Source organism: Nocardiopsis trehalosi NBRC 14201 (genome assembly GCF_001552555.1).
Lineage (GTDB): Bacteria > Actinomycetota > Actinomycetes > Streptosporangiales > Streptosporangiaceae > Nocardiopsis_B > Nocardiopsis_B trehalosi.
Genome location: NZ_BCRK01000179.1, coordinates 1 through 12,573, shown reverse-complemented (window position 1 = coordinate 12,573; position 12,573 = coordinate 1). Strand labels below are relative to the sequence as shown.

Here is a 12,573-nt window from a genome sequence, read left to right as displayed (position 1 = left end):
GGGCGCCGGCGGCGTCCTCCGCCGCCGGCGCCCGCGGGGCTCCGGGCCGTTCGGGCCGGCCGTCAGCCGACCACGTGGCCCTGCACGTAGGAGGCGCCGCGCCGCTCCCACTCCAGGTAGCGCTCGGTCTCGCCCATCAGCGCGGCGGCGAGCCAGGCGGCGACGCCGACGTCGTCGGCCAGCCCGATGAAGGGCACGAACACCTCGGGGACGGCGTCGATCGGGGACAGGATGTAGAGGAGGGCGGCGGCGAACGCGACGACGCGGGACGTGGACAGCTGCGTGTAGCCGCCGCGCATCCGCGCGCCCAGCATGCGGGGGACGGCGCCGATCCGCGCCCACAGCGAGGGGCGGCCGGGACGGGTGCCGTCGTGCACGACCTGCCACGCGGCCGCGCCGGCGGCGGCTCGGTTGCTCTTGCGCATGGACATCACCTCGGCTTCGGGGCCCGGGGGAACCGGGGTCTCTTGCGATATGACGCGACAGGCCCGCCGATTGTTCCCTGGAACCCGTTAGGTTGGGTCCCTGCCCCCCCTACCCGACGCGAGGACCCCCATCCGCATCATGCGCAACGGCACCGCCGCCCCCGCGCGGTCGACCCGGCCGATCCGAGGCGCCGCCCTCGCCGCGGCCGCCCTGCTCTCCGTCACCGCGTGCTCGGCGGTGACCGGCGGCGACGGGCCCGAACCCCAGGTCACGGCCACCCTTCCGCTCTCCGGCCCGGGCGGTCCCGAGGGTTCCGGCGCCCCCTCCGCACCCGCCGAGGAGGACGGCCCGCTGGCCGGCGCGACCGTGGTGGTCGACCCCGGCCACAACGGCGGGAACGCCGACGCGGCCGACGAGATCGCCGCCTCGGTGCCGGCCGGCCCCGGGACCAAGGCGTGCGACACGGTCGGCGCCGAGACCGCCGACGGCTACCCCGAGCACGCGTTCACCTGGGACCTGGCGCAGCGGGTGCGCGACCGGCTGGAGGACGGGGGCGCCACCGTCGTCCTGACCCGCGAGGACGACGAGGGCGTGGGCCCGTGCGTCGACGAGCGGGCGCGGATCGGCAACGAGGCCGACGCGGACGCCGCCATCTCGCTGCACGCCGACGGCGGCCCCAGCGACGGCCGCGGGTTCCACGTCATCGCCCCCGGGCACGTCGCCGGGTACACCGAGGAGATCGTGGAGCCCTCCCGCGACCTCGCCGAGGACGTGCGCGCCGCGTTCGAGGAGGGCACCGGCCAGCCCCGGGCCGACTACCTGGCCGACGAGGGGCTGGACGAGCGCACCGACCTCGGCGGGCTGAACATGTCCGATGTGCCCAAGGTCTTCCTTGAGGTCGGCAACATGCGCAACCCGACCGACGCGGAACTGATCGAGGACGCCGAGTGGCGCGCGGAGGCGGCCGCCGCCGTCGCCGACGGCATCGGCCGCTACCTCGCCCGCTGACCGGCGGCCACTCCTGGACGCACCCGCCCGGGCGAACGCCCCCGTTCGGTGCGGCGCGGTCGGCACAATAGGGGCATGCCGCTGACTCCCGCCGATATCGCGAACGCCAGCTTCCACACCGTGCGCCTGCGGCCGGGCTACAACGAGGAGGACGTCGACGCCCTCCTCGACCGGGTCGAGGCCACGCTCAGCGCTCTCCAGGGCGGCCCCCGCACGGGCCCGCTGATCACCGCGGCCGAGGTCGAGTCGGCGCGGTTCCGCACCACCCGGCTGAGTCCCGGCTACAACGAGGACGAGGTCGACGCCTTCCTCGACGTGGTGGCGGGCGAACTCCGGTCGCGCGGCCTGGCCGGCACCCCCGCCGGGGCACCCGGCGCGCCCGGGGCGCCGTCCGGCCGCGGCCGTCCCGCACCGCACCCCCCGCACCCCGCCCAGCCGCCCCGGCACGCCCCCGGCGCGCCGCCCCCGCCGCCGGGGGCGTTCCCGCCCGTTGCGGGCCCCGGCCGCCCGCCGCACCCCGGTCCGGCCGGCCCGCCGCCCGGGCGCCCGCTGCTCACCGCCGAGGACGTCCGCCGCAAGGGCTTCGCCACCACCCGGTTGACCACCGGCTACAACGAGGACCAGGTCGACGCCTTCCTCGACCGCGCCGAGCACACCCTGGAGGCGCTGGCCCAGGGCCGCCGCGCCCCCGACGGGCTGACGGCGACCGAGGTGGAGCGGGTCAGGTTCGCCACCACCCGCGCCCGGCCGGGCTACGACCCGTCGCAGGTCGACGCCTTCCTCGACGTCCTCGCCGAGGAGCTGCGCCGACACGAAGGGCCCTGACGCCGGGCGGTGCCGCCCGGCGGGGCGCGGAGGGCGCACGCTCCTTCCGCGCCCGGCCCCACCGCCCTAAAGTGGGAAAACGCAGATGCCGACGACGACGAGCTGCTACTTTCTGTGACCAGGAGGTGGCGTGGCATGGGGACCGCCGTGATGGAGCACCAGACTGAGCAAGCCCCCGCCGAGCACGACCGGTGGGACTTCCTGCTGCGCGCCTGGCACGAGGTCGACATGCCCGACGGATGGCGGGCGGAAATCCGTGAGGTAGGCATCGTCTTGGTCCCCCCACCGGCACCGCGGCACAACAGCAACATCTACAAGATCGAACGGCAGCTCATCCCCCGGCTGCCCGACGACTGGGAACTCCACCAGGGCACCGGGGTCGCCATCCCGTCCTCGCTGCGGCTGCGCGCGCCCGACCTCGTCGTCGTCCCGGACGCGTCCATCCCCGAGGAGCGCGGCGCGCCGCTGTCCGCCGACGACATCCCCCTGGTCGTCGAGATCGCGTCCAAGGGCAACGCCGACGACGACCGCGGCGCGAAGAAGCACGACTACGCCGCCGCCGGCATCCCCCTCTACCTGCTGGTCGACGCCTACGACCCGCGCGGGCCCCGCATCACCCTGCACTCGGCGCCGCGCGGCACCGACTACGCCGACAGCCACGCCGTCGAGTGGGGCGAGCCCATCGAACTCCCCGAGCCGTTCGAGCTCAAGCTCGACACCGGCGGGTTCCTCATCCCGACCGACTGACCGGGCGGACACACCCGCCGTACGTCCGGCACACCGTCGGCGAGTTGAGTAATGTTCCCGTTACTTGACGTAGTCGACAGCGTGTCAGGGGTGGCACCGGCGCGCGGAGAGGCGGCCGGCATGGCCCACACATCACTGCGCGCCGGAGGCGCCGCCCCCGGGCGCAGACCCGGCGACCCCCATCGGGCCGCGGCCCCGTCCGCCGATTCCGCGCCCCTCCTGCACGTGCCCCGCCACCCGTGGGAGTCGCCGCTGCTGGCACTGGCGGTCGCCGTCACGGCGGCCGTCGCCGCCGCGGCCGTCCACACCCTGTGGACGGGAACGCCGCCGCTGCGCTGGGCGGCCGCCGCCCTCCTGGCGCTGCCGCCGGCGGCGTGGGCGGTGCGCGGCCTGGCCCACGCCCGCCAGTGCGCGCACGCGGTCCGGCTCTCCCCCACCCAGTTCCCCGACGCCCACCGCGTCGTCCGCGAGGTCGGGGCCGAGATGGGCCTGGGCGCGGTGCCCGACGTCTACGTCCGGCCGGGCCCCGAACCCGGCGCGCGGGTGGCCGGGCACGGCCCGCGCCGCTGCGTCGTCGTGTCCAGCGCGGCGTTCGGGGACGGCGGCCGGCTGCACGACCCGGCGGCGCTGCGGTTCCTCGTCGCCCACCAGCTCGGCCACGTGCGGGCCGGGCACACGTCGCCGTGGTGGCGCCTGGGTACGGCGGCGGCGTGGGTGGTGCCCGGCCTGGGCTCCTCCCTGGCGCGCGCCATGGAGTACACCGCCGACGACCACGCGCACGCCCACTGCCCCGAGGGCGCGCACGCCGTGCGGCTGATGGCCGCCGGGCGGCACCTCTATCCCCAGGTCAGCCCCGGTGAGCTGGCCGAGCGGGCGCGCACCGACCGGGGGCTGTTCGTGTTCCTGTACACGCTGCTGTCGCCGCGGCCCGCGCTCACCCGGCGCATGGCCGCGCTGCACGACCGGTCGCGGCCCGGTCGGCTGCTCCTCTGAGGGCCTGGCGAGGGCCTAGTCGGGCCGGAGTCCGGCGAGGAGGAGGTCGGCGAAGTACGCGCCCAGCGCCGGTCCGCTCAGCTCGCCGCCGGGGTGGTACCAGCGGCCGATGTGGTGGACGGCGCCGAAGTACTGGGTGGCGGCGACGTCGGCCGGGACGTCGGCGCGGAACACGCCGGCGCGCTGACCCTCCTCGATCATGCCGCGGAAGCACTCGTGGTAGCGGCGGCGCTCCTTGCGGACGGCGGCCTGGCGGTCCGCCGACAGCGTGTGCATCGACCGGAAGAAGATGACCGCGTCGTCCAGGTTGTCCACCGTGGTGTGGACGAGGTCGGCCGCCGCCGCGCGGACGCGGTCGGCGATCGGCCCCTCGGCGGCGGCGAAGTCGGCGAGCCGGCGCGCCTGGAGGGTGAGCAGGCGCTGGTAGATGGCGTAGAGGAGGTCGTCCTTCGACGCGTAGTAGTGGTACATGGCGCCCTTGGTGACGCCCGCCGCGTCGACGACCTCCTGCACCGAGGTGCGCTCGTAGCCCCGTTCGGCGAACAGCCGCGTGGCCGCGGCCAGCAGCCGCTCGGGTACGCCCGGTGAGCGCTCCCCGGCGCCGGCCGGCCCGTCGTCTCCCGTGTTCATCGCGCCCTCCCCGCGCCCCCGTCGGGGGCCCGACACCAGGATAGGCATACCGCGCGGTCGGTCGGGTGGCGCGCGCCGCGCGGCCCGCCCTCGGAACCGGGCCGCGACACGCCCGGGCGGCCGGATTCCGCCGGATCCGACGGCGTCCCCGCAGGTCGCGCGCTTCCGGCCGCATCGGGCCCGCCGCCCTCCCGGCGCGGTCCGCCGCGTGCCCCTAGGGTGGTGCGGGTGGCGGCGGAGTCCTCCCCCGAGCCCCGTGTTCGAACCTGTGTTCGATACGATGGCCCGGTGAGTCTCTACAACGAACGGATCGACGTCAGGTCCACCACCGGCGGCCACCCCGCGTTCTTCGCCTGGCGCGGGCGCATGTACCGCGTCCGGCGCGTCATCGGCACCTGGAACACCCACGACCGCGGTTCCGGCGCGCCGGCCGACGTCCGGCTGGTGCGGGTCGCCGCCGAGTCCGAGGGCGAGCCCAGCATCGCCGACATCACGCTCGACCCCGCCACCGAGAGCTGGACCATGCGCCGCCTCTGGGGCTGACCTCCGGCCGCCGGGGCGCGCACGCCGCGCCCCGGCGCGGAACGGCGCCGCGCCGCCGCGCGCGGCGCGTTCTACCATGTCCGTCGATGCGCATTCTCGTTGTCGAGGACGACGACCGGGTCGCCCGCGGGCTGGTCACCGCCCTGCGGACCGCCTCCTTCGACGTCAACCGGGTCTCCTCCGCCGCCGCCGCGCTGCGCGCGCCGGCCGCCGACGTCGTGCTGCTCGACCTCGGGCTGCCCGACGCCGACGGCATCGACCTGCTGCGCCGGCTGCGCGAGCGCTCCGAGACCGCGATCATCGCCGTGACCGCGCGCGCCGAGGAGCGCGAACGCGTGCGCGGGCTGCGCGCGGGCGCCGACGACTACGTCGTCAAGCCGTTCGGCATCGCCGAGCTGCTGGCCCGCATCGACGCGGTCCTGCGGCGCACCCGCGCCGCGCGCTCGGCCGCCGGTGGTGGCGCGCCGCCGCTGGCGCTGGGCCCGCTGGTGATGGACGTCGACGCCCGCGAGGCGCGGCTCGACGACGCCCCGCTGCCGCTCACCCGCAAGGAGTTCGACCTGTTGGCGCTGCTCGCGCAGCGGGCGCCCGCCGTGGTGGGCCGCGACACCATCCTGGACCAGGTGTGGGGGGTCGGCTGGGAGGCGTCGTCGCGCACCCTGGACACCCACATCGCCGCGCTGCGCGGCAAGCTCGGCGGCGCGCTGCGCATCCACACGGCGCGCGGCGTGGGCTACCGGCTGATCGCCGGACCGGAGTAGGCGTGCGGCGGCGGCTCCTCGCGCTCCTGCTGCCCCTGGCGGCCGTCCTGGTGGTGGCGCTGGGCGCGCCCCTGGCGACGCTGGTGGCGCAGCAGCGGACGGCCGAGGTCTACGTCGACCGGCTCAACGACGCGGGCCGCTTCGCGTCGCTGGCCGGCACCGCCCTGGAGACCGGGCGCACCGAGGCGCTGGCCATGGAGCTGCGCCGCTACGAGGACCTGTACGGCTTCCCCGTGGTGCTGCTCGACCCGGCGGGCGAGGTGGTCCTGGGGTCGCGGCCCGCAGGGGAGCCGGTGCCGTACCTGTCCGACCCCGCCACCCGGCGGGTGGTGGCCGACGCGCTCGCCGGGTTCCGGCCCGAGCCGCCGACCGCCATCCGGCCGTGGGACACCCGCCCGCTGATCCTCGCCGAGCCGGTCGGCCGCGACAGCGAGGTGGAGGGGGTGGTCGTGGTGGTGTCCTCCACCGACCGCCTGCGCGGGGCGGTCCTGGCGACGTGGGGGTGGATGGCGCTGCTCGGGCTGGTGCCCCTCACCGGGTTGGCGGCGGTGACCTGGCCGCTGTCGCGGTGGGTGCTGCGGCCGGTGCGCCGGCTGGACGAGGCGACCGCCCGCGTCGCCGGGGGCGACCTGTCGGTGCGGGCGGACGCGGCGGGCGGCCCGCCGGAGCTGCGCCGGCTGGCGGTGTCGTTCAACGCGATGGTCGACGTCGTGGAACGGGCGCTGCACCGGCAGCGGGCGTTCGTCTCCGACGCCTCCCACCAGCTCCGCAACCCGCTGGCGAGCCTGCGCCTGGCCGTGGAGAACCTCCGCCCGCACCTGGTCGGCGCGGAGGCGCGCGCCGCCCACGACGACGCGGTGGAGGAGGCGCGGGCGATGGGCCGGATGCTGAACGCGCTGCTCGCCGCCACCCGGCTGGAGAGCGCCAGCGGCGCGGAACCGGTCGACCTCGACACGGTCCTCGACACCCGGCTGGAGCGGTGGCGGGCCCTGGCCGCCGAACGGGGCATGGCCGTCGCGGCGCGGGTGCCCGCCGGGCTGCGCCCGCTGGAGCCCCCGGGCGGCCTGGGCAGCGTGCTGGACGAGCTGGTGAGCAACGCCGTCCGGCTGTCGGGCGGGACCCGCGTGGTGGTGCGCGCGGTCGCCGGCGACCCGGTCGCGCTGCGCGTCGAGGACGACGGCGGCGGCCTGGACGACGCCGAGCGGGCCGAGGCGCTGCGCCGGTTCTGGCGGTCGCCGCGCCACCAGAACGTGCCCGGGACGGGGCTGGGCCTGGCGGTCTGCGCCGAACTGGTCGAGGCCGCGGGCGGGGAGCTGCGACTGGGGCCGGGGCTGCCGCGGCCCCAGGGGGACGGCTACGGGCTGGCGGTCGTCCTGCTGCTGCCGTCGGCGCCCGCCGACGGGGACGGCGACGACGACGGTGACGACGGAGAAGGCGGCGCGGGCGCCGACCGGTGACCGGGCGGCCGCGGCCTCAGGACTTCTGGTCGCGGAACCACGCCTCGGCGCCGGGGTGCAGCGGCACCGGCCCCGTGGCGATGCCGGTCCGGACGTTGATGTGCGCCGCCTCGGGGCGGTCGGCGGCGATGGCGCCCGACGCGGTGAACACCGTCTCGGTGACGACGCGCGCGGTCTCCGCCGGCAGGTCGGAGCGGGCGAGCAGCAGGTTGGGCACCGCCACGGTCGGGGTCGCCGCGACGCCGGGGTAGGCGGTGGCCGGGACGGTGGCGGGCACGTAGGGGCCGGGGTGGGCGTCGGCCAGCCGGTCGGCCTCCGCGCGCAGGTCCACCAGCCGCACCGGGCGGTCCTCGGCGAGCCGGGTGAGCGCGGGGGTGGGCACCCCGGTCAGCGAGAACATGGCGTCGATGCGGCCGGCGGCCAGCGCGTCGGCGGACTCGGCCTGGTCGAGCAGGACCGCGTCGGCGTCCAGCCCGGTGAGGCGGGCCAGCCGCTCGACGGTGAACTCGGTCCCGGACCCGTCGGCGCCGAAGGAGACCCGGCGCCCGGCGAGGTCGGCGCAGCGGGTGACGGGCGCGTCGTCGGCCACCGCGAGGTGCAGGAAGCTGTCGTAGACCCGGCCGAGCGCGCCCAGCCCGCCGGGCGGCCGCCCGCCCCCGCCCACGGCGGCGTCCAGGCTGGAGAAGCCGATGTGCGCGCCGCCCTCGCGGAGCAGCCGCAGGTTGTCGGCCGACGCCGCGGTGGGGCGGGCGACCACCCGGGTGTCGGGCAGCCGGCGGCCGAGGGCGTCGGCGAGGGCCGCCCCGATCTCGCGGAACACCGCCCCGGGCGGCCCCGTGGCGAGGACCAGCTCCCGAGGGTGGGGCGGGCCGCCCGCCGCGCACCCGGCGAGCAGCGCCGCACCGCCGAGCAGGGCGGTCCGGCGCGTCACGGCCAGGGGTCTGCGCATGTCCGGAGCCTACTGAACACCGCGCCCCGTCCCGCGGGACGGCGGGTGGCCGCGCGGCGTCCGCGTCACGGCCACCCGCCGGCCCGGGGTTCGGTGTACCCGCCGAACAGCGTGTCGCAGGGCAGGCCGTCGTCGTCCAGCGGCGTGTGGTCGGGGCCGGTGCGAGCGACGGCGTCGCGCAGCCGGGCGGCGAGGTCGGCGGGCGGGACGACGCGCAGCCCCAGGGCCGCCGCGAGGTGGGCACGCTCACGGTCGATCTCCGGCCGGTCCCGGCGCAGGCGCCGTTCGAGGTGGCCGGCGGAGACCCGCATGGTCTCCGCGTCGCCGCCGCCGGAGAACGTGAGGACGTCCTGCCACTCCAGCCCGATGACGGTCTCCAGCGCGCTCGCCAGGTCGCCGGCGATCAACCCGCCCTCGCCCTCCGAACCGGCGAAGACCACCGCCCTGCGTCCGCTCTCCTCGGGGCACCAGAGGTAGGTCCCACCGGTGAACTCCCCGGCGACGGCCTCCAGCCCCCGGCCGGAGACGCTCCGCCAACGGGCGCCGGGTGGCGCCCGGTGGACGTCGAACCCGAAGGAGGCCAGCGCCTCGGCGGTGTCGGACGAGGACCGGATCAGGCTGAGCAGGCGGTCGCACCGGGTCATGGCATGGACGGTAGCGGGTACGGCCGGCCGTTTCGCGCCCCACCGCCGCACGTCCGCCCGATGTTACCGTGCGTGCGCGATGGCCACGCTCCGAAGCGGAATGTCAGGTGAATCCCAAGTTTCCCCCGCGTGGCTTGCCTGGTGCGGGGGGTGGTGAAGAGCATCACGTGATGCCCCGCACATCCCCCGACCCCGTCTGAACAGGAGTTCCCCGTGCCGTCGTTCCGCCGCGCCGACCGGACCGCCGGCGCCGCCGCCCCGGCCGCGCCGCGCAAGCGCTTCTACCACCAGCTGTACTTCTGGGTGGTGGTGGCCATCGCCCTCGGCATCGCCTTCGGCGTCGCCTTCCCCGCTCAGGCGTCGCAGACGAAGTGGCTGGCCGACCTGTTCATCAAGCTGGTGAAGGTCGTCATCGCGCCGACGATCTTCTGCACGGTCGTGGTCGGCATCGCCAACCTCGGCGACCTGGCCAAGGCGGGCGGGCTGGCGCTGCGCACGGTCGTCTACTTCACCGCCATGACGGTGATCGCGCTCGCCGTCGGCCTGGTGACCATCAACGTGTTCCGGCCGGGCGTCGGCCTGAACCTGTCGTTCGACGAGGGCGACGCCGCCGACACCATCAGCGAGGCCACGCAGGCGGAGTCCGGCGGGATCTCCGGGTTCATCCTGCACCTGGTGCCCGACTCGTTCTTCTCCGCGTTCGTGGACGGCCAGCTCATCCAGGTGCTCGTGCTCGCCATCCTCACGGCCGCGGCGCTGACGATGCTCGGCCGCCGCGCCCAGGGGGCGATCCGGGGCCTGGAGACCGTGCAGCACGTCATGTTCGGCGTCATCAGGATCGTCATGTACGCGGCGCCCATCGGCGCGTTCGGCGGCATGGCGTTCACCATCGGCGAGTACGGCGGCGAGATCCTCGGCAGCCTCGCCTACTTCATGCTCAGCTTCTACGTCACCTGCGTGCTGTTCATCGCGGTGTTCCTCGGCGGGGTGGCCCGCCTCACCGGGTTCAGCCTGGTCAAGTTCATCCGGCTCATCCGCGACGAGCTGCTGATCGTGCTGGGCACCTCCTCCAGCGAGTCGGTGCTGCCGCGGATGATGACCAAGCTGGAGGCGGCGGGCGCCAAGAAGTCCGTCGTCGGGCTGACCATCCCGACCGGCTACTCGTTCAACCTCGACGGCACCGCGATCTACCTGACCATGGGCGCCATCTTCATCGCCCAGGCCACCGGCGTCGAGGTGTCGGTGTGGACCCAGGTCGGCCTGCTGCTGTTCATGCTGCTGTCGAGCAAGGGCGCGGCGGGCGTGAGCGGCGCCGGGCTGGTGACCCTGGCCGCGTCGCTGGCGGCGTTCGACAGCGTCATCCCGCTGGCGGGCATCGCGCTGATCGTCGGCATCGACCGGTTCATGTCCGAGGCGCGGGCGCTGACCAACCTCATCGGCAACGGCGTGGGCACCCTGGTCATCGCCCGGTGGACCGGCGGGCTGGACCGCGAGCGGCTGGCCCACGCGCTGGACCACCCGTCGTCCATCGACATGGACGAGCTGATGCGCGCCGACGCCGAGGACGGGGCGGACGTTCCCACCGGTGCCACCGCCGACACCGGCGCGCCGGCCGCCGACCGCGGCGCCGACGGGCCGGACGCCTCCACCGACGCGGCCCCGGCGGCCGACCGCGCGGCCGCACCCTCGGGGACCGGCTGACGCCTCCCCCGCTCTGCGGCGCCCGCGCCCCCGTCCGGCGCGGGCGCCGCGGCGCGTCCGGGGCCGGGGCCGCGTCCGGGCCTGGCCCGGGGCCGGGCGGCGCCCGCCCGGGACTCGATGACCATGGGAACACCCCTTGTGACGGAAGAGTGACCGCGCGTACACTCGCTGCGGCCCCACCCGGGCCACCGCGGTCCAGCTCCTCCCCCACCCCCAAGGAGACCCCCATGCTGCGACGCACCCCTGCCGCCGCCCTCCTCGCCGCGGCGGCCGCCGCCCTGTGCCTGGTCGGCGCCCCCGGCACCGCCACCGCCGCCACCGCGCAGGTGCCCGCCGAGCGCCCGGCCGACGCCGCGCTCGCCACCACGCTCTACTACGACGCGAGCCGCGCCACCCAGTACGGGGCCGCCATCACGGCGGGCGCCCGGGCGTGGAACGACGCCGTCGACAACGTCACCCTGGCGCCCGTCCCCGCCGGCCGGCGCGCCGAGATCACCATCGTCGCCACCTCCGGCTGGCCGCAGGCCACCCTCGGCCCGGTGCGGCCCGGCGGGTCCGCCCGGGTCGAGATCGGCCGCCAGGCCGTCGACCAGGGCTACAGCGTGGCGCGGATCGCCGCGCACGAACTGGGGCACAGCCTCGGTCTGCCCGACGTCAAGCCGGGCCCGTGCTCGTCGCTGATGTCGGGCTCGACGGGCGGGGTGGGCTGCACCAGCACCGCGCCGAACGCCGCCGAGGCCGCCCGGGTCGAGCGCAACTACGGCGGCGGCGCCGCCGGGGAGGCCCCGGCCGCGGGCACCGTCGTGGTCGACCGCTCCTGACACCGGCCGGGCGGCGCCGGACGGCGCCGCCCGGCATCAGCCGGCGCGGTCCGCCGGCTCGTACCAGGTGGCGCCGTCCCGGGCGCGGGCGTGCGCGATGCGCCGGTTGACCCGCGCGTTCATCGCCGGCAGCCGGTCGGGGGCGAACCACGCCACCTCCAGCGACTCGTCGGCGTCGGCGCGCGGCGCGCCGCCCACGGGGCGGCAGCGGAAGGTGATGTCGACGAACTGCACCCGGTCACCGTTGGGGTAGGTGAACGGCGGCTCGGTGACCACGCTGGCGATCCGCTCCGGCACGACGTGCACGCCGGTCTCCTCGTGGACCTCGCGCACGAGCGCCGCCGCGGGCTGCTCCCCCGGTTCGAGGATGCCGCCGGGGGTGGCCCAGTGGCCGTCGTCGGCCCGGCGGTGCAGCAGGATGCCGCCGTCCTCGGCGATGACGACGGCCGTCACCCCGGTGAGCCAGAGCAGGTCGTGCCCCACGTGCTCGCGCATGCGCAGGACGAAGTCGGGTGTCGGCATGGCCCCGACCCTACTCATCCGGGGGTGCCGGGGGCACCATGGGCGGATGAGCGATGCGATCCGGACCCGGGGCGCGCTCCCCGGCGACCACGCGGCGATCCTGGCGGCGGCCGACCCCTGGTGGGGGCGGTCGATCGCGCACATCCTGCCGCGCCTGTTCCTGGACCACTTCCACGCCACGAGCCTGGTCGCGGAGGACCGCTCCGGGCTGGCCGGGTTCCTCGTGGGCTTCGACTCGCCGTCGCTGCCGGACACGTCCTACGTGCACATGGTGGGGGTCCGCCCGGACCTGCGGCGGACGGGGCTGGCGCGCGGCCTGTACGGCCGGTTCCTGGACCGCGCCCGCGCAGCGGGGCGCACCCGGGCGCGCGCGGTGACGTCCCCGGTGAACGTGGCGTCGGTGGCGTTCCACCGGTCGCTCGGTTTCGCGGTCACCGGGCCGCACCCGGGCTACGACGGCCCGGGCGCCGACCGGATGGTGTTCGACCTGCGCCTGTGAGGCCCGCTCCGCGCCGCGCGGGCCCGCCCGGTGGACGGGCCCGCGCG

The 12,573-nt window shown here is 76.5% G+C and carries 15 protein-coding genes; 10 read left to right on the top strand and 5 right to left on the bottom strand.

All coding sequences use genetic code 11. The features are described 5' to 3' along the window. Positions 1–62 precede the first annotated feature (62 nt). The gene (locus NT8_RS23210) at positions 63–425 is read right to left on the bottom strand and encodes a YkvA family protein (protein WP_067973629.1); all 363 of its coding nucleotides are present in this window, start codon (positions 423–425) and stop codon (positions 63–65) included. A 139-nt stretch (positions 426–564) separates the two neighbouring features. Between NT8_RS23210 and NT8_RS23205 the strand changes: the two genes are divergently transcribed. From NT8_RS23205 to NT8_RS23190, 4 genes are all read left to right on the top strand, one after another. Next, positions 565–1,434, top strand: a complete 870-nt coding sequence (locus NT8_RS23205) for an N-acetylmuramoyl-L-alanine amidase (RefSeq protein WP_067973628.1) — start codon at positions 565–567, stop codon at positions 1,432–1,434. 75 nt (positions 1,435–1,509) lie between these two features. Then, positions 1,510–2,259, top strand: a complete 750-nt coding sequence (locus NT8_RS23200; protein ID WP_067973625.1) for a DivIVA domain-containing protein — start codon at positions 1,510–1,512, stop codon at positions 2,257–2,259. Positions 2,260–2,409: 150 nt separating this feature from the next. Beyond that, positions 2,410–3,006: a Uma2 family endonuclease gene (locus NT8_RS23195; protein ID WP_245646299.1), complete on the top strand. Its 597-nt coding sequence runs from the start codon at positions 2,410–2,412 to the stop codon at positions 3,004–3,006. Positions 3,007–3,126: 120 nt separating this feature from the next. Beyond that, positions 3,127–3,999 carry a M48 family metallopeptidase gene (locus NT8_RS23190; protein WP_084469209.1) on the top strand — a complete coding sequence of 291 codons (873 nt, stop codon included), beginning with the start codon at positions 3,127–3,129 and terminating at the stop codon, positions 3,997–3,999. Positions 4,000–4,014: 15 nt separating this feature from the next. On the opposite strand, the gene NT8_RS23185 is transcribed toward NT8_RS23190, so the two are convergent. Continuing rightward, positions 4,015–4,629 (bottom strand): TetR/AcrR family transcriptional regulator, encoded by a 615-nt coding sequence (locus NT8_RS23185; RefSeq protein WP_067973619.1) that lies wholly within the window; start codon positions 4,627–4,629, stop codon positions 4,015–4,017. Between the two features lie 288 nt (positions 4,630–4,917). Here NT8_RS23185 and NT8_RS23180 point away from each other — a divergent pair, with 288 nt between their 5' ends. The 3 genes from NT8_RS23180 to NT8_RS23170 all read left to right on the top strand — a co-directional run bounded on the left by NT8_RS23180 (position 4,918) and on the right by NT8_RS23170 (position 7,390). Next, complete coding sequence (locus tag NT8_RS23180) at positions 4,918–5,172, top strand: DUF6504 family protein (protein ID WP_067973616.1); 255 nt, start codon at positions 4,918–4,920, stop codon at positions 5,170–5,172. Positions 5,173–5,258: 86 nt separating this feature from the next. Further along, positions 5,259–5,933: a response regulator transcription factor gene (locus NT8_RS23175; protein WP_067973614.1), complete on the top strand. Its 675-nt coding sequence runs from the start codon at positions 5,259–5,261 to the stop codon at positions 5,931–5,933. A gap of 2 nt (positions 5,934–5,935) precedes the next feature. Next, positions 5,936–7,390, top strand: a complete 1,455-nt coding sequence (locus NT8_RS23170) for a HAMP domain-containing sensor histidine kinase (protein WP_067973612.1) — start codon at positions 5,936–5,938, stop codon at positions 7,388–7,390. 16 nt (positions 7,391–7,406) lie between these two features. Here NT8_RS23170 and NT8_RS23165 read toward each other — a convergent pair whose 3' ends face one another. Then, positions 7,407–8,339, bottom strand: a complete 933-nt coding sequence (locus NT8_RS23165) for a TAXI family TRAP transporter solute-binding subunit (protein ID WP_067973609.1) — start codon at positions 8,337–8,339, stop codon at positions 7,407–7,409. Positions 8,340–8,404: 65 nt separating this feature from the next. Next, entirely contained in the window at positions 8,405–8,983 is a 579-nt protein-coding gene (locus NT8_RS23160) for a hypothetical protein (RefSeq protein WP_067973606.1), read from the bottom strand. A gap of 213 nt (positions 8,984–9,196) precedes the next feature. On the opposite strand from NT8_RS23160, the gene dctA reads away from it, so the two are divergent. Both dctA and NT8_RS23150 read left to right on the top strand, forming a co-directional pair. Next, the gene (dctA, locus tag NT8_RS23155; protein WP_067973603.1) at positions 9,197–10,684 is read left to right on the top strand and encodes a C4-dicarboxylate transporter DctA; all 1,488 of its coding nucleotides are present in this window, start codon (positions 9,197–9,199) and stop codon (positions 10,682–10,684) included. 227 nt (positions 10,685–10,911) lie between these two features. Continuing rightward, positions 10,912–11,505, top strand: a complete 594-nt coding sequence (locus NT8_RS23150; RefSeq protein ID WP_067973601.1) for a snapalysin family zinc-dependent metalloprotease — start codon at positions 10,912–10,914, stop codon at positions 11,503–11,505. Positions 11,506–11,541: 36 nt separating this feature from the next. Here the strand turns inward: NT8_RS23150 and NT8_RS23145 are convergent, their stop codons facing one another. Next, positions 11,542–12,027 carry an NUDIX hydrolase gene (locus NT8_RS23145; RefSeq protein WP_067973598.1) on the bottom strand — a complete coding sequence of 162 codons (486 nt, stop codon included), beginning with the start codon at positions 12,025–12,027 and terminating at the stop codon, positions 11,542–11,544. Between the two features lie 46 nt (positions 12,028–12,073). Here NT8_RS23145 and NT8_RS23140 point away from each other — a divergent pair, with 46 nt between their 5' ends. After that, complete coding sequence (locus tag NT8_RS23140; protein ID WP_067973595.1) at positions 12,074–12,526, top strand: GNAT family N-acetyltransferase; 453 nt, start codon at positions 12,074–12,076, stop codon at positions 12,524–12,526. Positions 12,527–12,573 lie beyond the last annotated feature (47 nt).